The 20,852-nt window shown below is 73.9% G+C and carries 21 protein-coding genes and 1 tRNA gene; 17 read left to right on the forward strand and 5 right to left on the reverse strand.

Translation table 11 applies throughout. From position 1 onward, the window contains the following. The first annotated feature begins 171 nt into the window (after positions 1-171). From KYT88_RS06680 to KYT88_RS06690, 3 genes are read left to right on the forward strand one after another with little or no spacing between them, the layout of a single operon-like run. Complete coding sequence (locus KYT88_RS06680) at positions 172-2,052, forward strand: ATP-binding cassette domain-containing protein (RefSeq protein ID WP_237583820.1); 1,881 nt, start codon at positions 172-174, stop codon at positions 2,050-2,052. After that, on the forward strand, positions 2,028-3,599 hold the full coding sequence (locus KYT88_RS06685; RefSeq protein WP_043587419.1) for a hypothetical protein: 1,572 nt from the start codon (positions 2,028-2,030) through the stop codon (positions 3,597-3,599). The genes KYT88_RS06680 and KYT88_RS06685 overlap by 25 nt, the downstream gene beginning before the upstream one ends. A 53-nt stretch (positions 3,600-3,652) precedes the next feature. Further along, positions 3,653-3,940, forward strand: coding sequence for a DUF3039 domain-containing protein (locus KYT88_RS06690; RefSeq protein WP_012037977.1), 288 nt, complete (start codon positions 3,653-3,655; stop codon positions 3,938-3,940). Positions 3,941-3,964: 24 nt separating this feature from the next. Here KYT88_RS06690 and KYT88_RS06695 read toward each other — a convergent pair whose 3' ends face one another. Continuing rightward, the gene (locus KYT88_RS06695; RefSeq protein ID WP_043587417.1) at positions 3,965-5,281 is read right to left on the reverse strand and encodes a nicotinate phosphoribosyltransferase; all 1,317 of its coding nucleotides are present in this window, start codon (positions 5,279-5,281) and stop codon (positions 3,965-3,967) included. A gap of 80 nt (positions 5,282-5,361) precedes the next feature. Here KYT88_RS06695 and KYT88_RS06700 point away from each other — a divergent pair, with 80 nt between their 5' ends. From KYT88_RS06700 to KYT88_RS06720, 5 genes are all read left to right on the forward strand, one after another. Next, entirely contained in the window at positions 5,362-6,825 is a 1,464-nt protein-coding gene (locus tag KYT88_RS06700) for a cryptochrome/photolyase family protein (protein ID WP_043587416.1), read from the forward strand. A gap of 58 nt (positions 6,826-6,883) precedes the next feature. Beyond that, on the forward strand, positions 6,884-7,768 hold the full coding sequence (gene murI / locus KYT88_RS06705) for a glutamate racemase (RefSeq protein WP_043587415.1): 885 nt from the start codon (positions 6,884-6,886) through the stop codon (positions 7,766-7,768). Positions 7,769-7,776: 8 nt separating this feature from the next. Beyond that, positions 7,777-8,514, forward strand: a complete 738-nt coding sequence (gene rph, locus KYT88_RS06710) for a ribonuclease PH (protein WP_043587413.1) — start codon at positions 7,777-7,779, stop codon at positions 8,512-8,514. Positions 8,515-8,524: 10 nt separating this feature from the next. Next, positions 8,525-9,133, forward strand: coding sequence for a non-canonical purine NTP pyrophosphatase (locus tag KYT88_RS06715; protein ID WP_043587411.1), 609 nt, complete (start codon positions 8,525-8,527; stop codon positions 9,131-9,133). 90 nt (positions 9,134-9,223) lie between these two features. Continuing rightward, positions 9,224-10,141, forward strand: a complete 918-nt coding sequence (locus tag KYT88_RS06720; protein ID WP_043587409.1) for a cation diffusion facilitator family transporter — start codon at positions 9,224-9,226, stop codon at positions 10,139-10,141. 54 nt (positions 10,142-10,195) lie between these two features. Here the strand turns inward: KYT88_RS06720 and KYT88_RS06725 are convergent, their stop codons facing one another. The 3 genes from KYT88_RS06725 to KYT88_RS06735 form a co-directional block, all read right to left on the reverse strand. Next, complete coding sequence (locus KYT88_RS06725) at positions 10,196-10,924, reverse strand: DedA family protein (protein ID WP_043587407.1); 729 nt, start codon at positions 10,922-10,924, stop codon at positions 10,196-10,198. A gap of 124 nt (positions 10,925-11,048) precedes the next feature. Next, positions 11,049-11,972 (reverse strand): pyridoxal-phosphate dependent enzyme, encoded by a 924-nt coding sequence (locus tag KYT88_RS06730; RefSeq protein WP_043587405.1) that lies wholly within the window; start codon positions 11,970-11,972, stop codon positions 11,049-11,051. A gap of 62 nt (positions 11,973-12,034) precedes the next feature. Further along, positions 12,035-12,119, reverse strand: a tRNA-Leu gene (locus KYT88_RS06735). A gap of 32 nt (positions 12,120-12,151) precedes the next feature. Between KYT88_RS06735 and xylB the strand changes: the two genes are divergently transcribed. The 8 genes from xylB (at position 12,152) to KYT88_RS06775 (ending at position 18,285) form a co-directional block, all read left to right on the forward strand. Next, positions 12,152-13,585, forward strand: coding sequence for a xylulokinase (xylB, locus tag KYT88_RS06740; protein ID WP_043587403.1), 1,434 nt, complete (start codon positions 12,152-12,154; stop codon positions 13,583-13,585). Between the two features lie 69 nt (positions 13,586-13,654). Next, entirely contained in the window at positions 13,655-14,890 is a 1,236-nt protein-coding gene (locus KYT88_RS06745) for a TadA family conjugal transfer-associated ATPase (RefSeq protein ID WP_043587401.1), read from the forward strand. Further along, positions 14,887-15,750: a type II secretion system F family protein gene (locus tag KYT88_RS06750; protein WP_043587399.1), complete on the forward strand. Its 864-nt coding sequence runs from the start codon at positions 14,887-14,889 to the stop codon at positions 15,748-15,750. Before KYT88_RS06745 ends, KYT88_RS06750 begins: the two co-directional genes overlap by 4 nt. Beyond that, positions 15,747-16,697, forward strand: coding sequence for a type II secretion system F family protein (locus KYT88_RS06755; RefSeq protein WP_043587397.1), 951 nt, complete (start codon positions 15,747-15,749; stop codon positions 16,695-16,697). Before KYT88_RS06750 ends, KYT88_RS06755 begins: the two co-directional genes overlap by 4 nt. Before the next feature lie 50 nt (positions 16,698-16,747). Next, the gene (locus KYT88_RS06760) at positions 16,748-16,942 is read left to right on the forward strand and encodes a hypothetical protein (RefSeq protein WP_043587394.1); all 195 of its coding nucleotides are present in this window, start codon (positions 16,748-16,750) and stop codon (positions 16,940-16,942) included. Beyond that, positions 16,942-17,319 carry a TadE/TadG family type IV pilus assembly protein gene (locus KYT88_RS06765; protein WP_043587392.1) on the forward strand — a complete coding sequence of 126 codons (378 nt, stop codon included), beginning with the start codon at positions 16,942-16,944 and terminating at the stop codon, positions 17,317-17,319. The genes KYT88_RS06760 and KYT88_RS06765 overlap by 1 nt, the downstream gene beginning before the upstream one ends. Then, the gene (locus tag KYT88_RS06770; RefSeq protein ID WP_043587389.1) at positions 17,294-17,749 is read left to right on the forward strand and encodes a hypothetical protein; all 456 of its coding nucleotides are present in this window, start codon (positions 17,294-17,296) and stop codon (positions 17,747-17,749) included. Before KYT88_RS06765 ends, KYT88_RS06770 begins: the two co-directional genes overlap by 26 nt. Further along, positions 17,746-18,285 carry a pilus assembly protein TadG-related protein gene (locus tag KYT88_RS06775; protein WP_051629389.1) on the forward strand — a complete coding sequence of 180 codons (540 nt, stop codon included), beginning with the start codon at positions 17,746-17,748 and terminating at the stop codon, positions 18,283-18,285. The genes KYT88_RS06770 and KYT88_RS06775 overlap by 4 nt, the downstream gene beginning before the upstream one ends. Positions 18,286-18,291: 6 nt before the next feature. On the opposite strand, the gene KYT88_RS06780 is transcribed toward KYT88_RS06775, so the two are convergent. Next, positions 18,292-19,599, reverse strand: a complete 1,308-nt coding sequence (locus KYT88_RS06780) for an MFS transporter (RefSeq protein ID WP_043587387.1) — start codon at positions 19,597-19,599, stop codon at positions 18,292-18,294. A 75-nt stretch (positions 19,600-19,674) separates the two neighbouring features. Here KYT88_RS06780 and prfB point away from each other — a divergent pair, with 75 nt between their 5' ends. Continuing rightward, positions 19,675-20,778, forward strand: a complete 1,104-nt coding sequence (gene prfB, locus KYT88_RS06785) for a peptide chain release factor 2 (protein ID WP_043587386.1) — start codon at positions 19,675-19,677, stop codon at positions 20,776-20,778. The last annotated feature ends 74 nt before the right edge of the window (positions 20,779-20,852 follow it).

Consider the following 20,852-nt stretch of genomic DNA (forward strand, 5'->3'; position numbering starts at 1 on the left):
GAAATAGGCGGGATCGGCGGCGGGGTCGTGTCCCTTTCGTGATCTGGATGGGCTCCCGCGGGGGCGCGTCGGGTGCGCATCCGGGGTCGGGGCGGCCTCGTGCACGGACCGGGCGCGGACCTCCGAGGACGACGGGCCGGCCACGGAGGACCGCCTTGCTAACGTGGGGCCGTGACCGACGCCCCCGACGAGACGACCTCCCCCGACGCCACGTCCGACTCCTCCGCGGAGCCCCTGGATCACGCCGACAGCGCCGCAGCCGTGCCGGCGGAGGAACCCACCGTGATGGCCGTCCCCACCGAGGGATCGGCCGCCGTGCCGCGACCGCCGCGCCCCGGTCAGCGCGTCCCGCGTCGTGCCACCGCACCCTCCCCGCGGACCGCGCCGGCGGTCGTCGTGGCGCCCACGCCGCCCCGGGTGAAGTCGAGCCCCATCGTCGCGCCCGCGTCGCGCCTGCCCGTCTCGGCGGACGACGCGGGGGAGAGCCCGTCCGCGGCATCGCGCCCTCCGCGCGTCCGACGGCGCACCCGCGTCCAGCGAGCGGCCGGGAGCGCGGAGGCCGTCGCGGTCTCCGAGGACAGCGCGGCGTCGGACGTGGACGAGGAGCGGACGGCGACCGGCACCTCCGTGGACTCGCCGACGATGCCCACCGAGGCGCCTGATGCGGCGGTCCCGCCGGACGCCGATGCCACGGCGCCGGACCAGGACGGCCTGACGGAGCTCAGCAGCATGTTCTCGGATGCCGACCGGCAGCCCACGGGCGATCCCGCCCGCCCCGTCGTGGAGGACGACGGCGCTCCGTCGACCGGCGACGTCCCGGCGGCGGAAGCGGCGGATGGTGACGGCCCGACCTCTGCGGAAGCCGAGTCGCGCGACCCCGCGAGCGTGGAGGCGACGGATCCGGGCCACGGGGTCCCCGATGCCCTGGACGACCCGGACGAGGCCGCCGGACCTGATGCGATCGTCGAGCCCGAGCCCGAGCCCGAGCCCGAGCCCAAGCCCGAGCCCGAGCCGGTCACGGATCGCGAGACCGCGCCCGAGCTGACCGCCGACGCCGTGGCCGAGGCCGCCGAGCCGGCCGACCAGGTCGCCGACGATGAGTCCGCCACCCCGGACGCCGACGCCGTGCCGGAACCCGCTCCGGATTCCGAGCCCGAGACGGCCCGCGCCGTGACCGTGCGCACCGACAGCCTCACCGCGCCCCGCTCCACCCGCCCCGGCCTCGCCGGGGTCGCGGAGACCGCCCTCACGCCGTCCGTGCGCGGCGACCGCGCCGCCGCCCCCGAGCTGGGGGACGACGTGCTCGTGATCGAGGGGCTCACCAAGCGCTTCGACGAGAAGGTCGCCGTCGACGACATCGCCCTCACCGTGCGCGCCGGCTCCTTCTACGGCATCGTCGGGCCGAACGGCGCGGGCAAGACCACGACCATGTCCATGGTCACGGGGCTCCTCCGGCCAGATGCCGGCACCGTCACCGTCAACGGGATCGACGTCTGGCGCGAGCCGCTCACCGCAAAGCGGAGCATCGGCGTGCTGCCGGACCGGCTCCGCCTCTTCGACCGCCTCACCGGCGCGCAGCTCCTGCACTACTCGGGCGCCCTGCGGGGCCTCGCCGACGCGGAGATCCGCAGCCGCTCGGCCGACCTCATCGCCGCCTTCGGGCTCGAGGACGCCGTCGGGCGGCTCGTCACCGACTACTCGGCGGGCATGACCAAGAAGGTCGCGCTCGCCTGCGCCATGATCCACTCGCCGCGCATGCTCGTCCTCGACGAGCCGTTCGAGTCGGTCGACCCGGTGTCGGCGGCCAACGTCGTCGAGATCCTCCAGGACTACGTGGCGCACGGCGGCACCGTCGTGCTGTCGAGCCACGGCATGGACTTCATCCAGCGCATCTGCGACCACGTCGCGATCATCGTCAACGGCCGGGTGCTCGCCGCGGGCACCATGGACGAGGTCCGCGCGGGCCGCTCGCTGGAGGAGCGCTTCGTGGCGCTGGCCGGCGGTCGACGCACGGCGGAGGGGTTCTCGTGGTTGCACTCGTTCTCCGACTGAGGCTCGCACTCTTCGCCAACGCGTTCCGCCGCAGCCCGTGGCAGGTCCTCGGACTCGTGGCGGCGGCCGTGTACGGGATCCTCGTGACGGTGCTCGCCGTGGGCGCGCTGGCCGGGCTCCGCGACGCCGACGTCGCCGCCGCGCGGGACGTCGTCGTGGCCGGTGGCGCGCTCGTCGTCCTCGGATCGCTCGTCGTGCCGCTCGTGCTGGGGACACAGGACGCCATGGACCCTCGCCGCTTCGCGTCCTACGGCATCGAGCCCCGGCGACTCGCCCTGGCGCTCGGCGTGGCCGCCGTCGTCAGCGTGCCGGGCGCGGTGCTCGTGGTCGTGGCGCTGACCACCGTGGTCACGTGGGCCCGCGATCCGCTCACCGCCCTCGTCGCCGTGATCGCTGCCTGTGCCGCGGTCGTCACGTGCGTGCTCGTCGCCCGGATCAGCACCGTCCTCTCCTCCGTGCTGCTCAGCACGCGCCGGGCCCGCGAGGCGACCGGGCTCACGGCGGGCCTCGTGGCCGTGCTCCTCGTCCCCGCTGTGGTCGCGCTGGCCCAGGCCGACCTCCTCGACGACGGGCTCCGCCCTGCGCGCGGCGTGCTCGGCGTCATCGCCTGGACCCCGCTCGGCGCGGCGTGGTCCGCTCCCGCCGCGGCCGTCGAGGGCGACGCCGGCGCGGCCTCGGGGATGCTGCTGGTGGCCCTCGCCTCCGCCGCGCTCCTGGCGCTCGCGTGGGTCCGCCTCGTGCCGTGGGCCCTCACGGCTCCCGATCGCGCGGGCGGCGGTCGCGCGCAGACCGGCCTCGGCTGGTTCGGCCGCTTCGGCGCGTCGCCCACGGGTGCGGTGGCCGCGCGCAGCGTCACCTACTGGATCCGCGACCCGCGCTACCGCGCCACGCTCGTGCTGATCCCGGTGCTCCCGCTCGTCCTCCTCATCCCGCTCGTCATCGTCGACGTCGACGCGCACGTGCTGGCCCTGGTGCCGCTGCCGGTGATGGCGCTCTTCCTCGGATGGAGCGTGCACAACGACACCGCGCACGACCACACTGCGGTGTGGCTGCACGTCGTGTCCGGCATCCGCGGCGTCGCGGACCGCGTCGGCCGCATCGTGCCCGTGCTCGCCATCGGCGTCCCGCTCGTCGCGGTCGGCGCGCCCCTCAGCGCGCTCGGCTTCGGCGACCCGTCCGTCCTGCCCTCCGTCGTCGGGGTGAGCGGCGGCGTCCTGCTCGCCGGGGTCGGCCTGGCGTCGCTCTTCTCCGCGCGCTTCCCGTACCCCGCGTCGCGTCCCGGGGACAGCCCCTTCCACGCGCCGCAGAGCGTGAGCGCCGGCGGATCCACGGTGCCCACGCTCACGTTCCTCGCGACGATCGTCCTCGCGCTCCCGTCCGTCTGGCTCGGCTGGATGGGGCTGGTCCACGGCGGCGCGTACCCGATGTGGTCGCTCGTCGTGGGGCTGGGCATCGGCGTCGTGACGCTCGTCGTCGGCGTGGTCGGCGGAGGCCGCGTGTTCGAGCGGCGCGGCCCCGAGCTCCTGGCCTTCGCGCAGCGGCACTGATCCGCGGGTCCCGCGCCGCCGGATCCGGCATGCCGGAAAAGTAGACTGGCCGCATGGTCATCCTCAGCATCGAACAGGCCCCCGGAAGCCCCGCGCAGGGCGGCGGGACCGACACGCTCGACCGCGAGCTCGAGGAGCTCCTCGAGCAGGAGACGATCGAGCCCGGCGATCACGAGCGCTTCTCGCACTACGTGAAGAAGGACAAGATCCTCGAGTCCGCGATCAGCGGCAAGCCCGTGAAGGCGCTCTGCGGCAAGAAGTGGCTGCCCGGCCGCGACCCCGAGAAGTTCCCGGTCTGCCCCGACTGCAAGCGCATCTACGAGAACATGAAGCCCGAGTAGAGCGCGTCCCACGGGCCGTCCGCGTCAGGCGGTCGCGGCCTCCTCGGTCGGGATCGCCGGGTCGCCGGCGCGCAGCCGGAAGGCCTGCGCGGGCAGGTCGCGCGCGACACGGGCGTGGTGCGAGCGCGCCGCAGCGGTGCCCTCGGGGCCCAGCCAGCGCGGATCCGGCTCGCCGCCCTCCGCCAGCGTGACGACGAGGTCGCGGTCGCCGGGGAGCGGCGCCGGGTGCGGTCCGACCGTGACGAGCTCCGACGTCGCGACCCCCTGCGCGTCGTGCCGGCGCAGCGCCGCCTTCAGGCCGCCGCGGCTCTGCTTGCCCGTCGACCGCTTCGCGACGGACACCCAGTCGCCGGTGCCGCCCGCGTCGCGGTGGGCGACGAGCTTGAAGACCATGCCTGCCGCGGGGGCGCCTGACCCGGTCACGAGAGAGGTCCCGACGCCGTAGGAGTCGACGGGCGACGCGGCGAGGCCGGCGATGCCGTGCTCGTCGAGGTCGTTGGTTACCGTGATCCGCGTCCCTGTGGCCCCGAGCGCGTCGAGCTGTGCGCGCACCTCGCCGACGAGCACGGGGAGGTCGCCCGAGTCGAGCCGGACGGCGCCGAGGCCGGTGCCGGCGACGCGGACCGCGGTCTCCACGCCCTGCCGCACGTCGTAGGTGTCCACGAGCAGCGTGGTGCCGGCGCCGAGTGCATCGACCTGCGCCCGGAAGGCCTGCTCCTCGGTGTCGTGCAGGAGCGTGAAGGAGTGGGCCGCCGTGCCCATCGTCGGGACGCCCCAGGTGCGGCCCGCCTCGAGGTTCGACGTGGCGCTGAAGCCCGCGATGAAGGCCGCGCGCGCGGCGGCGACGGCCGAGCGCTCGCCCGTGCGTCGGGATCCCATCTCGGCGAGCGGCCGGCCGCCGGCGACCTGCACCATGCGCGCGGCGGCGCTCGCGACCGCGGAGTCGTAGTTGAGGACGCTGAGCACGAGCGTCTCGAGGATCACGCCGTCGGCGAAGGGCGCCTCGACCGTGAGGAGCGGCGAGCCCGGGAAGTAGACCTCGCCCTCGCGATAGCCCGTGATGCGGCCGCGGAACCGGTAGTCGGCGAGCCAGGCGAGCGCCTCCTCGCCGACGACGCGCTGGGAGCGGAGGTACTCGAGCTCGGCGTCGCCGAAGCGGAAGTCGCGGATGAGACCAAGCAGGCGGCCGGTGCCCGCGAGCACGCCGAAGCGGCGGCCGCTCGGGAGCCTGCGGGCGAAGCACTCGAAGACGCACTCGCGGTCGTGGGTGCCGGCCTTCAGCGCTGCGTCGAGCATCGTGAGCTCGTACCGGTCGGTGAGGAGGGAGGTCGCCTGGGTCACCCGCTCAGCCTAGGGCGGCGGTCCGATCCGCCTGGCGCACGCCGCGGGACGCTGACGGGGGTCCGGCCTAGGTTCGTGCCATGGAGCGCACGCGATGGATCCTCGCCGACCAGCTGGGCGACCACTTCGACGACGGCGGGCCGATGCTGCTCATCGAGTCGCGGGGCCTGCTCGCCCGGCGGCCGTACCACCGCGCGAAGGCGCACCTCATCCTGTCGGGCATCCGGCACCGCGCCCGGGCGCTGGGCGACCGCGTCGAGTTCCACCAGGTGGACCACTACCGCGAGGTCGTCGATGGTCGGGACGACCTCGAGGTCATCGACCCCAGCTCCCGCGGGCTGCGGCGCCTCGTGGCGGAGATCGGGGCGGAGGTCCTGCCGAGCCGCGGCTTCGTCACGAGCGAGCAGGAGTTCGCGGAGTGGATGGCGGGCCGCACCTCGAACCGGCTCGTCATGGAGGACTTCTACCGGTGGTCGCGCGCCCGAACGGGCATCCTCATGGACGGCGACGACCCGGTCGGCGGCCGCTGGAACTACGACCACGACAACCGCGAGCGCCCGCCGAAGGGCGCGACGAGCCTCGGCCTGCCCGAGCCGTGGTGGCCCGAGGAGGACGACATCGACGCCGAGGTCCGCGCCGACCTCGACGAGTGGGAGCGGAAGGGAATCGTGCGCTTCGTCGGCGAGGACGGACCGCGGCGCTTCGCCGTCACGCCGGAGGAGGGCCGCCTCGCGCTCGACGACTTCGTGGCGAGCCGCCTCAACGACTTCGGCCCGTTCGAGGACGCGTCGCTCGCGGGCGACTGGACCATGGCGCACTCGCTCCTGAGCGCCACCATGAACATGGGCGTGCTGGATCCGGCGGACGTCATCGAGCGCATCACGGCCGAGCACGCGGCCGGGCGTGCGCCCATCCAGAGCGTCGAGGGCATCGTGCGGCAGATCATGGGCTGGCGCGACTACGTGTGGCACCTCTACTGGGCCTTCGAGGACGACTACACCTCGCAGAACCGGCTCGACGCGCACCGCGGCGTGCCGACCGCGCTGCAGGAGCTCGACGCCTCCGGCATCGAGGCCGCCTGCCTCTCCCACGTCGTCGACAAGGTGCGCACGCACGGCTGGGCGCATCACATCGAGCGGCTGATGATCCTCGGCAACCTCGCGCTCCAGCGCGGCTACGACCCCGCCGCCATGAACGACTGGTTCATCGACTCCTTCGTCGACGGCACGCCGTGGGTCATGCCGGCGAACGTGGTCGGCATGGCGCTGCACGCGGACGGCGGGCGCATGGCGACCAAGCCGTACGCGGGAGGCGGCGCGTACATCGACCGGATGTCGGACCACTGCGGCGGCTGCCCGTTCGACCCGAAGGTGCGCGTCGGCCCCACCGCCTGCCCGTACACGGCGGGCTACTGGTGGTTCCTCGACCGCAACCGGGAGCGGCTCCGCGGCAACGCGCGCATGGCCCAGCCGCTCGCGGGGCTGGGGCGGCTGAAGGACCTCCCCGAGCTGGTGGCGCAGGAGGACGCCCGGCGGTCGCTGTGACGCCCGCGCGCCCGCGGCCGTCTCCGGGCGCATCCGGACCCGCCGGTAGGCTGGCCCGATGAGCGACGCGCCGATCGGGATCTTCGACTCCGGCGTCGGCGGCCTCACCGTGGCCCGCGCGGTCGCGACCCTGCTGCCGCGCGAGTCGATCATCTACATCGGCGACACCGCGCACACGCCCTACGGCGACAAGCCCATCGCGGACGTCCGGCGCTACGCGCTCGCGGTCCTCGACGACCTCGTCGAGCGCGGCGTGAAGATGCTCGTCATCGCGTGCAACACGGCGTCGGCGGCCATGCTCCGCGACGCCCGCGAGCGCTACGACATCCCCGTGGTCGAGGTGATCCAGCCCGCCGTGCGCACGGCCGTCAGCGTCACCCGCAACCACCGCGTCGGCGTGATCGCGACGCACGCCACCGTCACGAGCCGCGCCTACGACGACGCCTTCGCCGCCGCGCCGCACCTGGAGCTGACGAGCGCCGAGGCGCCGCTCTTCGTCGGCTTCGTGGAGCGCGGTGAGACCTCGGGGCCCGAGCTGATGGCGGCCGCCGAGGGCTACCTCGCGCCGCTGCGCGCGGCGGGCATCGACACGCTCGTGCTCGGCTGCACCCACTACCCGTTCCTCGAGGGCGCGATCTCGCTGCTCATGGGACCCGACGTCACCCTCGTCTCGAGCGACACCGAGACCGCCAAGGACGTCTACCGCGAGCTGGTGTCCGCTGGCCTCGAGCGGCGGTCCGACGCGCCGCCCGTGATCCGGTACGAGGCCACCGGCGGCAGCGCCTCCGACTTCGAGACGCTCGCGCACCGCATGCTCGGCTCGGGCGTGACGCACGTCGAGCTCGTCGAGACCGGCGCCATCACCCTTCCCCGCCGGCCGCGATCGGATGCGGCGACGCCTCCGGACGCGGGCGGCACCGCATCCACCCCCGACCCGAGCTGAGGCCGCACATGACCGACGACACCCCCCGCCACGACGGCCGCACCGCCGACCAGCTGCGCGAGATCACCATCGAGCGGAACTGGAGCGAGCAGGCCGAGGGATCCGCCCTCATCTCCTTCGGACGCACGCGCGTCCTCTGCACCGCGTCCTTCACGAACCGCGTGCCGCGCTGGAAGGCCGGCAGCGGCCAGGGCTGGGTCACCGCCGAGTACGCGATGCTCCCGCGGGCCACGAACGAGCGCATGGACCGCGAGGCCGTCAAGGGCAAGGTCGGCGGCCGCACGCACGAGATCTCGCGTCTCATCGGCCGCAGCCTCCGGGCCGTCGTCGACATGAAGGCGCTCGGCGAGAACACGATCGTCATCGACTGCGACGTGCTGCAGGCCGACGGCGGCACGCGCACCGCGGCCATCACGGGCGCCTACGTCGCCCTCGCCGACGCGCTCGAGTGGGGCCGCGAGCGGAAGTTCATCGCGCAGCGCGCCACGCCGCTGAAGGACAGCGTCGCCGCGGTCTCCGTCGGCATCGTCGACGGGAAGCCGCTGCTCGACCTCGCCTACGTCGAGGACGTGCGCGCCGAGACCGACATGAACGTCGTCATGACGGGCAGCGGATCGTTCGTGGAGGTCCAGGGTACCGCCGAGGGCGCGCCCTTCGACCGCGCCGAGCTCGACGCCCTGCTCGACCTCGCGCTCGGCGGCGGCACCACGCTCACCGCGCTGCAGGCGCAGGCTCTCGGCCGCTGAGGCACCGGCCGTGAACCCGCTCGTCCTCGCCACGCACAACGCCCACAAGGTCGAGGAGCTCCGCCGCATCCTCGGCGCCCGCCTCGACGGGATCGACCTGATCGCCTACGACGGCCCCGAGCCCGTTGAGGACGGCACGACCTTCGAGGCGAACGCGCTCATCAAGGCACGTGCCGCCGCGCTGCACACGGGCCGGGCCGCGCTGGCGGACGACTCGGGGATCGGCGTCGACATCCTGGGCGGATCGCCGGGCATCTTCTCCGCGCGTTGGGCAGGACCTGCGCGCGACAGCCGCGCGAACCTCGAGCTCCTGCTCTGGCAGCTGGGGGACGTGCCGGACGAGCACCGCGGCGCCCGCTTCACGTGCGCCGCGGCCCTGGTCGTCCCCACCGCCGACGGTCTCGTCGAGCGCACCGCCCTCGGCGTGTGGGAGGGATCCGTGCTCCGCGAGGTGTCGGGGGAGGGCGGCTTCGGCTACGACCCGATCTTCCGCCCCGCCACCGGCGGAGCGAGCGCCGCGGCCCTCAGCGCCGACGAGAAGAACCGGGTCAGCCACCGCGCGCTCGCGTTCGAGGCGATCATGCCCGTGGTCCGTCACGAGCTCCTCGGCGAGGGCTGACGCCCCCTCCCGACGCTGCTGAGAGCGGGAGTCGTTCCCGACTGCGCCGTCGGCTGGATCCGCGCGCCTGCGGGCCCGTACGGTGGACGCATGGGCTCCGGATCGCACGACCACGGCGCGTCCACGACCGACCGTCGTCGCCTCGTCATCGCCATCGCCATCACCGCGACGATCCTCGTGGTCGAGGTCGCCGGGGCGCTCGTCTCCGGGTCCCTGGCGCTCCTCGCCGACGCGGGTCACATGACCAGCGACCTGCTCGGCCTCGGCATCGCCCTGGTCGCCACGATCGTCGCCGCGCGTCCCGCGACCGACCGGCACACCTTCGGCTTCCAGCGCGGCGAGGTGCTCGGCGCCCTCGTGAACGGCCTCATCCTCGCGGGCGTCGCCGTCTACGTCGCGGTGCAGGGTGTCGGGCGCCTGCTCGCGCCGGAGGGCCCCGTGGTGGATCCGGGGATCATGCTGCTCGCCGCCGTCATCGGCCTGGTCGCCAACGTGGCGTCGCTCCTGGTGCTCCGCGGGGGAGCGGGGCGCTCGATCAACATGCGCGGCGCCTACCTCGAGGTGCTCGGCGACGCATTCGGATCGGTCGCCACCATCGCCGCGGGCGTCGTCATCGCGGTCACCGGCTTCGGCCGCGCGGACGCCATCGCGTCGCTCGTCATCGCCGCGCTCATCGTGCCGCGGGCAGCCGTGCTGCTGCGTGACGTGGTGCGCGTCCTGAACGAGTCCACGCCCGTGGGCACCGAGCCCGAGACGATCCGCGCCCACCTGCTGGAGACCCCCGGCGTCACCGCGGTGCACGACGTGCACGTGTGGGCCATCACCTCGGGGTCGCCCGTCTTCACGGCCCACGTCGTCGTGGAGCAGGAGGTCTTCCGGGAGGGTCGCACCGGCGAGCTGCTCGACCTGCTGTCGGGCTGCCTCGACGACCACTTCGACGTCGAGCACAGCACGTTCCAGCTGGAGCCCGAGGAGCACGCCGGGCACGAGCACCGCCACCACGTCTGATCCGGCGGGCTCCGCGAGGACCGCGGCCCGGATCCCGCGCCAGCGGGCGCCGACTCAGCGGCGCGGGTCGTTCGAGGGGTCCTGGTCGAACTCCTCGGGCGTGAGCGCGAGGTCCTCGCCGTCCGTCACAGCGCCCGCCGCCTCCCCGTCGTGCGCGTGCTTGCGTGCGCGGAGGAAGTGGATCGCCGCGGGCACCACGGTGATGAACACGGCCCCGAGCAGCACGTAGTCGATGTAGTGCGTGACGAAGTCGCGGATGGGAGGGAAGCCGTTGAGCAGGTGGCCCAGGAAGGTGAGGCCCGCGCCCCAGATGAGGGCGCCGATCGCGTTGTAGAAGGAGTACTTGCGGTAGTCCATGTGGCCGACGCCGGCCGCGATGGGCGCGAAGGTGCGGACGATGGGGACGAAGCGCGCCGCGATGACGGCGAGCCCGCCGAAGCGCGCGAAGAACGCGTTCGTCCGCACGACGTTCTGCCGGCTGAAGATGCCGGAGTCCTTGCGCTCGAACACCTTCGGTCCTGCCTTGTGGCCGATGAGGTAGCCGACCTCGCCGCCGGCGAACGCGGAGAACGCGATCGCGAGGCAGACCCACCAGATGTCGATGCCGGTGATCCCGGGAAGGGTCAGCCCCGCGATGACGAGCAGCGTGTCGCCGGGGAAGAGGAAGCCGAAGAGCAGGCCGGTCTCGGCGAAGATGATGAGGCAGATCCCGATGAGGGCGAATCCCCCGAACGACTCGATGAGAGTCGTCGAGTCGAGGAAGTCGAAGAGCTGGGGGTGCACGTGGGGCTCCAGTCGTGGTGGGTCGCGACGTGAGCGGAGCGACCTGCGGCAGAGCACAGGATATCGGGAGCGGCCGTCAGCGCGCCGAGTCCCGGACACCCCCGGTCGAGGGTCGCGGCGCGGGTCAGGCGCCGAGCTCGGCGTGGCCGAACAGGCCGGGGACGCCGCCCGAGTGCCAGAGCACGACCCGGTCGTCCGGGCCGATGGAACCGTCGCCGACGGCCGCCGCCAGCCCTGCCGCCGCGCGGGCCGTGTAGGTGGGGTCGAGGAGGATCCCCGTCGTGCGCGCCACGAGCACGAGCGCGTCCCGCGCCTCGTCGGTGAGGTGCGCGTAGCCGGCACCGACCCGGCCTTCGTCGATGCGCAGGGCGTCCGCCCGGATCCCCGTCCCGCGCTCCGCGAGGAACCCCGCGACCACAGCACGCGGCTCGGCGACGGCGCCGCAGTGCACGCCGAGCACGCGCTCGGGCCCGAGCGCCTCGACCAGCCCGGCCATCGTGCCGCCGGACCCGAGGGCGACGACCACGTGGTCCACCTCGCCGACCTGACGCGTCAGCTCGTGGCCGGCGTCGACGAAGCCCTGCACGGAGTGCGCGTCGGATCCGCCGAACGCCACCCGGTGCACGCGCGTGCCCACCGCCTCCAGCTCCGCGACGACCGACCCGGCGCGCGACTCCGCGCGCTCGTCGCCCGACCACACCATGCGCGCGCCGTACAGCCCGTCGAGCAGCACGTTGCCGCGCTCGGCGACCTCGTGGCCCTCCAGCACCAGCACGACGTCGAGCCCGAGCGATGCGCCCGCCGCCGCGGTCATGCGCGCGTGGTTGCTCTGCGCGGCGCCCGTGGTGATCACCGTCGTGGCCCCGCGTGCGACGGCCCGCCCGAGCGAGCGCTCGAGCTTCCTGGCCTTGTTCCCGCCGCCGCCCCAGCCGATGAGGTCGTCGCGCTTCATCAGGAGCCGCTCCGGATCCAGGCCGAGCGCCTGGGCGAGGCGGGGGACCGGGTGCACGGGGGTCGGCTCGGTCCAGAGGCGGAGGCGTTCGTCCACGGGTGCTCCTCGCTGCGGGTAGGAGCGCCGCGGCCGACACGGGCCCGGTGCCGGGTCTCGCATGGTGCGGGAGAAGGGACTTGAACCCTCACGCTCGAAAGCACAGGAACCTAAATCCTGCGTGTCTACCGATTCCACCACTCCCGCGGGTGCCCGACCAGCTTAGGACGCCCCCTAATATGTTGATCGTGACAACGAAGACACTGGTAGCAGGCATCGACTCCTCCACGCAGAGCTGCAAGGTGGTCGTCCGCGACCTCGACACGGGGGCCCTCGTGCGCTCCGGCCGCGCGTCCCACCCCGACGGCACGGAGGTGGATCCCGCTCGCTGGTGGGACGCGCTCCTCGCCGCCATCGCCGACGCGGGCGGGCTCGACGACGTCGCCGCGATCTCGGTCGGCGGCCAGCAGCACGGCATGGTCTGCCTCGACGAGCATGGCGCGGTGATCCGCGACGCGCTCCTCTGGAACGACACCCGATCCGCGCAGGCCGCCGCCGACCTCCGCGACGAGCTCGGCGCCGAGGCGTGGGCGAGCGCCACGGGCGTCGTCCCCGTCGCGTCCTTCACGGCCACCAAGCTCCGCTGGCTCCGCGACGCCGAGCCCGAGAACGCCGCCCGCGTCGCCGCCGTCGCGCTCCCGCACGACTGGCTGACCTGGCGCCTGCTCGGCCACGGCGTCGGATCCCCGGACCTCGCCGCCCTCGCCACCGACCGCTCCGACGCGAGCGGAACCGCGTACTGGTCGAGCGTCACGGGGGAGTACCGCCTCGACCTGCTGGAGCGCGCGCTCGGCCGCGTCGTCGGCCTGCCGCGCGTGCTCGGCCCCGGCGAGTCCGCCGGCGTCACGGGCGACGGGATCCCCGGCTTGCCGGCCGGCATCCCCGTCGGCCCCGGCGCGGGCGACAACGCGGCCGCCGCGCTCGGCCTCGGCGCAGTGCCCGGCGACGTGGTCGTCTCGATCGGCACGTCCGGCACGGTGTTCGCCGTCACGGCGAATCCGATCACCGACGACACCGGCACGGTCGCCGGCTTCGCGGACGCCACGGGCAACTTCCTCCCGCTCATCGCGACCCTCAACGCCGCCCGCGTGCTCGACGGCGGCGCGCGCCTCCTCGGCGTCGACCACGCGCGGCTGTCCGAGCTCGCGCTCGAGGCCCCCGCGGGATCCGACGGCCTCGTGCTCCTGCCCTACTTCGAGGGCGAGCGCACCCCGAACCTGCCCGACGCGACCGCGTCCCTCCACGGCATGACCCTCCGCAACTCGACGCCCGCGACCATGGCCCGCGCGCACGTCGAGGGCATGCTGTGCGGCCTGGCCGACGGCCTCGACGCGATCACGCGCCAGGGCGTCGAGGTGGAGCGCGTGCTCCTCATCGGCGGCGGGGCGAAGAGCCGTGCGGTCCGCGAGATCGCGCCGACGATCTTCGGCGTCCCGATCCACGTGCCGGACGCGGGCGAGTTCGTCGCCGACGGCGCCGCGAAGCAGGCCGCGTGGATCCTCACGGGCAGCGTCCCCGAGTGGCCCCTCGCGGGCGACGAGGTCTTCGACGCGCCGGGCGTGCCCGCGGTGCGCGAGGCGTACGCGGAGGCGAAGGCGGAGCTGGGGTACTGATCGGCCCGTCGGCGTCGGCTGGTCGGCCTGTGGACGGCCCCGGCGGGATCCGCCCCTGATCAGCATCCTGTGCGGGTGCAGACGCGGACCCCACTCGACACCATCGCCGGACGGGTGCGCGAGCGCCTACGGGACGACGGGGCGGCGGCCGACATCGCGGGCACGGCGGCCGTCGTCCGCGAGGAGGTCAGGCGGTTCGCGGAGCAGGCGCTCGGATCCGACTCGCGGCTCCTGGACGACGAGGCGGCCACCGAGCGCCAGGTGCTCGCGCGCATCACGGGCTTCGGTGCCTTGCAACCGCTCCTCGACGACGACTCGATCGAGGAGATCTGGATCAACGCGCCGACCCGTGTCTTCGTGGCGCGGGCCGGCGTCCCCGAGCTGACGCCGCTCGTCCTCACCGACGCGGAGGTGCGCGACCTCGTCGAGCGGATGCTGCAGTCCTCCGGGCGCCGCGTCGACCTCTCCACGCCCTTCGTGGACGCCTCCCTGCCCGACGGATCGCGGCTCCACGTGGTGATCCCCGACGTCACCCGCCGCCACTGGGCCGTCAACATCCGGAAGTTCTCCCGGCGGATCCGCGAGCTCGACCACCTCGTCGCCCTCGGCAGCCTGCCGCTGCAGGCCGCCGAGTTCCTGCGCATGAGCGTGCGTGCGGGCCTCTCCATCGTCGTCAGCGGGGCGACGCACACGGGCAAGACCACGATGATCGACGCCCTCCTGTCCTCGGCGCGCGCCTCGGACCGCATCGTCACGGTGGAGGAGACCTTCGAGCTGGATCCGGCGGGCCGTGACGTCGTCGCCATGCAGTGCCGCCAGCCGAGCCTCGAGGGCTCGGGGGAGATCACGCTGCGACGGCTCATCAAGGAGGCGCTGCGGATGCGGCCCGACCGGCTCGTGGTCGGCGAGGTGCGCGAGGCGGAGTGCCTCGACCTCCTCATCGCGCTCAACTCGGGCGTGCCGGGCATGTGCTCGATCCACGCGAACAGCGCGCGCGAGGCGCTCGTCAAGCTGTGCACCCTGCCGCTGCTGGCCGGCCGGAACATCGACTCCGCCTTCGTCGTGCCGACCGTCGCGACCTCGGTCGACCTCGTCGTGCACCTCGAGGTGCTGCCGTCGGGTGCCCGGCGGGTGGTCGAGATCCTCGCCCCCGGCGGCCGGCACTCGGGCATGGTCATCGAGGCGAGCTCGGTGTTCGCCCTGGAGGACGGGATCCTGACCGCCACCGGAGGCCAGCCCGCGCACCTGGCCAAGTTCCGCGCGGTCGGGCTGGATCCGCTCCGGGTCCTGGTGGGCGCTCCGTGAGCGTCGCCCTCGGGCTCGCGCTCGGCGCCGGCCTCGTCCTCCTCATCTCGCCGCGCCTGTGGCCCGCCTCGCCCGACGGGTCGGGGCGCGCCCGGGGGCTGACCGCGTCCGTGCACGATCGCCTCACCCACGCGGGGCTGGCCCGGGTCTCGGTGAGCTCCTTCCTCGCCGTCTCCGGGCTGGTCGGCCTGGTCGCGGGCGTCCTGGTGGAGGCGCTCCTCCGCGTCGACGGCGCCGCCCTCGCCGCAGCGGCCACGGGCCTGCTGCTGCCGTGGGCCGTCGTGGGGGCGCGATCCGCGGCCCGTCGTCGGGCCCATCGCGAGGTGTGGCCCGACGTCGTCGACCACCTCGTGAGCGCGGTCCGGGCGGGCATGGGGCTGCCGGATGCGGTGGCGTCGCTCGCCGTCGCGGGTCCCGCGGTACTCCGGCCCGCCTTCCGGGACTTCGCGTCCGTGCACCGCACGACGGGCAGCTTCGCCGTGGCGCTCGACGAGCTCAAGGAGCAGCTGGCGGATCCGACGGCCGATCGCATCCTCGAGACGCTGCGGATGGCGCGCGAGGTGGGCGGCACGCAGCTGCCCGACGTGCTCCGCGGGCTGGCCCGTTTCCTCCGGGAGGAGGCCGCCATCCGGAGCGAGGCCGAGGCCCGGCAGTCGTGGGTCGTCAACGCGGCCAAGCTCGGCGTCGCGGCCCCGTGGATCATCCTCGCCCTGCTGTCCACCCGGCACGAGGCCGTCGCCGCGTACGACACCGCCGCGGGCACCGTCGTGATCGTCGTCGGGCTCGTCGTGTCCGCCATCGCGTACCGGCTGATGCTCGCCCTCGGGCGGCTGCCGGAGGACAGGAGGTGGTTCGCGTGACGGGGGTCGAGTCCTGGGGCGCCGTCCTCGGCCTCGTCGCGGGCGTGGGGCTCTGGACGATGATGGGAGCGGTTCCCCGCTTCCGGCGCGCTCGCCTGCTCGATCGAGTGGCCCCGCACGTCCTCGACGTCTCGGAGGGCGCACGTCGTCACCTCGCCCTCACCACCGTCCACCCGCTGCCCGTGCTCGGCACGCTCGGCGCCCCGGCCGTGATCCCGCTGCGTCGCGGCCTCGCACGCGTGCTCGGCGGCACGGAGCGCATCGAGCGGATGCTCGGACAGTCGGGCTCGGGCGAGGACGTCGAGAGGCACCGGTCGCGCCAGCTCGTCGGCCTCGTCCTCGGGGCCGCCGCCGGCATCGTGATCGCCGCCCTGGTGGGCGGCGCCGCCGTCGTGGCGGGAGGGCTGCCGCAGGCGCAGCTGGTCGCCGTGCCGTTCGTCGCGGCCGTCGCCGGCCTGGTCGCCTGCGACACCGCGCTCGAGCGGCGCGCGAAGCGTCGGATCGCGCGCATCCAGGCGGAGCTGCCCACCGTGCTGGAGTTCCTGGCGCTCAGCCTCGCCGCGGGGGAGGGCCTGCTCGACGCGCTCCGCCGCGTGGCCCGCGTCGGCTCCGGGGAGCTCGCGGCGGAGCTGGGGCGCGTCGTCGCCGACGTCGGCACGGGCATCCCCGTCGCCCGCGCCTTCGACGACCTCGCCCGACGCCTGGCGATGCCCGCCGTGTCGCGGCTCGTCGACCAGCTCGCCGGATCCCTCGAGCGCGGCACCCCGCTCGCGGAGGTGCTGCGCGCGCAGGCCCAGGACGCGCGCGAGGTGGCCAAGCGCGAGCTCCTCGAGAGCGCCGGCCGCAAGGAGGTGGGGATGCTCGTGCCGCTGGTGTTCCTGATCCTCCCGCTCACCATCGTCTTCGCCCTGTTCCCCGGCGTCTTCGTCCTGCAGCTCGGGCTGTAGGCGCGCACCGACGATCCATCCCGACACCGACACCGACCGAGAGGCACGACATGACCGACGAACGAGGCGCACTGGGCCCTGATGCGACGCCCGGAGCGTCGTGGGACGACGACAGAGGCGACGTGCCCGGCTGGGTGCTCATCACGCTGATGACGGCCGGGCTCGTCATCATCCTCTGGGGAGTGGCGGGCCCTCTCCTGCAGAACGTGTTCACCCAGGCCATCGACCGGGTCACGTCGTTCTGATGCGCGACGACCGCGGCTCGGCACCCGCCGAGTTCGTCATGGTCGGCGCCCTCCTCGTCGTCCTCGCCCTGTCGGTGGTGCAGCTCGCGCTGGCGCTGCACGTGCGGACGACCGTGCTCGACGCCGCCGCGGAGGGCGCGCGCACGGCAGCGCTCGCGGGCGCCACCCGCGCCGACGGCGTCGAACGCACGCGCGAGCTGATCACGACGGCGGTGGGAGCCCGGTACGCGGAGGACGTGACAGCGGGAACGGGCACCGTGCTCGGGCACGCGGTCGTCAGCGTCACCGTGCGGACGACGCTGCCCCTCATCGGACTCCTGGGGGTCGACCGCGGGTTGGAGGTGACGGGCCATGCGGCCGTGGAGCGCCTGGGCTGACGACAGGGGCTCGGCGGCGCTCGAGTTCATCACGGCGGGCGTGCTCCTCCTCGTCCCGCTCGTCTACCTCGTCCTCGCCCTGTCCGCGATCCAGGGCGCGGCGCTCGGCACGGAGGGTGCAGCCCGGCAGGCGGCACGCGTCTACGTGCGGGCGGACGACGACGCGACCGGCCGGCGGGAGGCGCGATCGGCCGTCGAGGTCGCGCTCGCCGACCAGGGGATCGCGCCCGACGGGATCGCCCTCGACATCACGTGCGCCCCGGATCCGCGGAGCTGCCACGCACCGCGGTCGCTCGTGCACGTGTCGGTGCGCGTCGCGGCCGAGCTGCCCCTCGCGCCGCCCGTCGCCGGGCCGGACGCACCCGGATCGGTCGCGGTCCACGGCGACGCGGATGAGCGCGTCTCCGTCTTCGCACGAGGGGGACGATGATCGCCGGCCTTTCGCGGCGTCGTCGCGACCGCGCGTCGACCCCGGCCTTCACCCCGGCCGAGGACGACGGCTCGATCCTGCCGCTCGTGATCGCGTCCTGCGCGCTGGGTCTCGCCGTGATCCTGATGGTGTCGGCGGCGTCCTCGCTCTACCTCGAACGCGTCCGGCTCTTCTCGCTGGCGGACGCGGCCGCGCTGGCCGGCGCCGAGTCCTTCGACGTGGACGGGGGCGGCCCGGCGGCGGTCGCCGTCGGCGACGACGGGGTCGCGCTCCCGCCCCTCACGGACGCAGGCGTCGCCTCCACGGTCACGGCGTTCCTCGCCGACGAGCCGACGGCGGGCATCCACGACCTCCACATGGACGGCGCCACGACGCCGGACGGCCGCAGCGCCCGCGTCACCCTCTCCGCCTCGTGGATCCCGCCCGTGGCCTCGCTGTTCGCCCCCGACGGCGTGCGCATCGACGTCACGAGCACCGCCCGCAGCGTGCTGGTGGGACCGGGGGCGGCGCAGGTCGGACCCGCGGGAGGCGGGTGAGCCGGATCAGGCGGTCGGCCGCGGTTTCCGCGGAACGTACCGGGGCACGTAGCGCACGAGTATCCCGGCGCCGATCAGCCCCAGCACCCCCATCACGCCGCTGGCGACGGCGAGCGATGCGGCGGAGGTGAGCGCGGCGATGAGGAGCGGGGAGGCGGCGCTGCCGGCGTCGCCCGTGAAGCGCCAGGCGCCGAGGAAGGGGGCCGGGTCCTCGCGCGGGGCGAGGTCGGCACCGAGGGTCATGAGGATCCCCGAGCCCACGCCGTTCGCGACCGACATGAACATGGCCACGCCGATGAACCACTGCACGTTCGTCGGCAGGTCCGGGGTGAGCGCGAGCACGAGGTAGCCGATGCCGAGCCCGACCATCGACGGCACGGCGCTCCAGAGGCGGCCGAAGCGGTCCATGATCTGGCCGCTCGCGTAGAACAGGGCGAAGTCCACGCCGCCCGCGATGCCGATGATGAGCGCCGTGTTCGCGTCCGAGATGCCGATGCTCACGGCCCACAGGGGGAGGAGCACGCCGCGGCCCGCGCGCATCGCGCCGATGAGGGCCGCGCCGGATCCGAGCTTCACGAGCACGCCCTTGAACCGCCAGAGCGTGCGGCCGAGGCCCGCCGACTCGTGCGCCGGGCGAGCGGTGCCCGCGGCTGCCGCGACCGACTCGTCGTCCTGCGGTTCGCCCGCCGTCGCGGGCGCGGCGCTCTGCAGGTCGGCGGCGCGGTTGCGGCGCACGACGTCCATCGGGTCGGGCAGCACGAGCAGCGTCACGGCGGCCGCGAGGCACGCGACGATGTGGATCACGAACGCCGACTGCGAGGCGCCCGTCAGGTGGATCACGCCGGCCGCGAGGAACGGCCCCACGAAGTACCCGGCGCGGAACGTGCCGCCGAGCGTCGACAGCGCGCGGGCCCGGTACGCCTGCGGCACGAAGCTCGTCATGAACGCGTGCCGTGCGAGCGCGAACACGGCCGTCGAGACGCCGATGAGGAAGACGCCCACGCCGAGCACGAGCGGGTTCGGCGCCAGGAGGCACAGCACCAGGCCGCCGATGGAGACGAAGGCCGCGCCGATCATGGCGGTCCGTTCGCCGATGCGGCTCACCACGGATCCGCTCGGGATGTCGCCGACCAGCTCGCCGAGCATGATCATGCCTCCGATGAAGGCGGCGATCCCGAGCGTGGCGCCGAGGCTGCCGGCCACGATCGGGATGATGGGGATGATCGCCCCCTCGCCGATGGAGAAGAGGAGCGCGGGGAGCAGCGCCGGGAGCGCCACCGCGCGGAGGGAGAAGGGGGCATCGGGGGTCGACATCGCCCCCGAGCCTACGCGCGGCAGGGCCCCGCCCCGGACGCCGCTGACGGCCCTGACGGTAGGCTGGGCGGCACCATGATCGACCAGGACTTCTCTTCGCGGATCACAGAATTGCGCGACACCTACTCCAACATCCGCTCGGTGATCGGCGTCGAGCGACTGCAGCAGGAGGTCGAGGAGCTGAGCGCCCAGGCGGGCGAGCCGGACCTCTGGGACGACACGGACAAGGCGCAGAAGGTCACGAGCGACCTGAGCCACCGGCAGTCGGAGCTCAAGCGCATCGACGAGCTGCAGCGCCGCCTGGACGACCTCGACGTGCTCGTCGAGATGGCCAAGGACGACGAGGAGTCCGCCGAGGAGGCGGTCGTCGAGCTCGCCGGCATCACCAAGATCATGGACGAGCTCGAGGTGCAGACGCTCCTCAACGGCGAGTTCGACCCGCGCCCCGCGGTCGTCACCATCCGCGCGGGCGCCGGCGGCGTCGACGCGGCGGACTTCGCCGAGATGCTCATGCGCATGTACCTGCGCTGGGCCGAGCAGCACGACTACTCCGCCACCGTGCTCGACACGTCCTACGCGGAGGAGGCCGGCATCAAGTCCGCGACCTTCGAGATCGACGCGCCGTACGCGTTCGGCACGCTCTCCGTCGAGGCAGGCACGCACCGCCTCGTGCGCATGAGCCCCTTCAACTCCGCGGGCAAGCGCCAGACGTCCTTCGCCGCGGTCGAGGTCGTGCCGCTCATCGAGCAGACGGAGTCGATCGAGATCCCCGAGAACGAGATGCGCGTCGACGTGTTCCGCTCGTCCGGCCCCGGCGGCCAGTCCGTCAACACGACCGACTCGGCGGTGCGGATCACCCACCTCCCGACCGGCATCGTCGTCACCTGCCAGAACGAGAAGAGCCAGATCCAGAACCGCGCCGCCGCCCTGCGCGTCCTGCAGTCGCGCCTGCTCCTCGTGCAGCGCGAGCAGGAGGCAGCCACCAAGAAGGAGCTCGCCGGCAACATCACGGCGAGCTGGGGCGACCAGATGCGCAGCTACGTGCTCGCGCCGTACCAGATGGTCAAGGACCTCCGCACGGAGCACGAGGTCAACAACCCGTCCAACGTGTTCGACGGCGACCTCGACGGGTTCATCTCCGCGGGGATCCGCTGGCGGAAGTCGCCCGACCGCGCCTGAGAGAGTCCGAAGGGACCGCTCGCCGCGGTGAGTCGATGCGGCGAAAGGCACCTCCCGTGCCTAGGGTCGTACCG

Source organism: Clavibacter sp. A6099 (genome assembly GCF_021919125.1).
GTDB classification, from domain to species: Bacteria; Actinomycetota; Actinomycetes; order Actinomycetales; family Microbacteriaceae; genus Clavibacter; species Clavibacter seminis.

Excerpts from the sequence above, each read along its gene's own strand:
- KYT88_RS06690 (WP_012037977.1), top strand. The coding sequence starts at position 3,653 with ATGGTCATCCTCAGCATCGAACAGGCCCCCGGAAGCCCCGCGCAGGGC.
- KYT88_RS06700 (WP_043587416.1), top strand. The coding sequence starts at position 5,362 with ATGGAGCGCACGCGATGGATCCTCGCCGACCAGCTGGGCGACCACTTC.
- murI (WP_043587415.1), top strand. The coding sequence starts at position 6,884 with ATGAGCGACGCGCCGATCGGGATCTTCGACTCCGGCGTCGGCGGCCTC.
- rph (WP_043587413.1), top strand. The coding sequence starts at position 7,777 with ATGACCGACGACACCCCCCGCCACGACGGCCGCACCGCCGACCAGCTG.
- KYT88_RS06720 (WP_043587409.1), top strand. The coding sequence starts at position 9,224 with ATGGGCTCCGGATCGCACGACCACGGCGCGTCCACGACCGACCGTCGT.
- xylB (WP_043587403.1), top strand. The coding sequence starts at position 12,152 with ATGTTGATCGTGACAACGAAGACACTGGTAGCAGGCATCGACTCCTCC.
- KYT88_RS06760 (WP_043587394.1), top strand. The coding sequence starts at position 16,748 with ATGACCGACGAACGAGGCGCACTGGGCCCTGATGCGACGCCCGGAGCG.
- KYT88_RS06765 (WP_043587392.1), top strand. The coding sequence starts at position 16,942 with ATGCGCGACGACCGCGGCTCGGCACCCGCCGAGTTCGTCATGGTCGGC.
- KYT88_RS06770 (WP_043587389.1), top strand. The coding sequence starts at position 17,294 with ATGCGGCCGTGGAGCGCCTGGGCTGACGACAGGGGCTCGGCGGCGCTC.
- KYT88_RS06775 (WP_051629389.1), top strand. The coding sequence starts at position 17,746 with ATGATCGCCGGCCTTTCGCGGCGTCGTCGCGACCGCGCGTCGACCCCG.
- KYT88_RS06780 (WP_043587387.1), bottom strand. The coding sequence starts at position 19,599 with ATGTCGACCCCCGATGCCCCCTTCTCCCTCCGCGCGGTGGCGCTCCCG.
- prfB (WP_043587386.1), top strand. The coding sequence starts at position 19,675 with ATGATCGACCAGGACTTCTCTTCGCGGATCACAGAATTGCGCGACACC.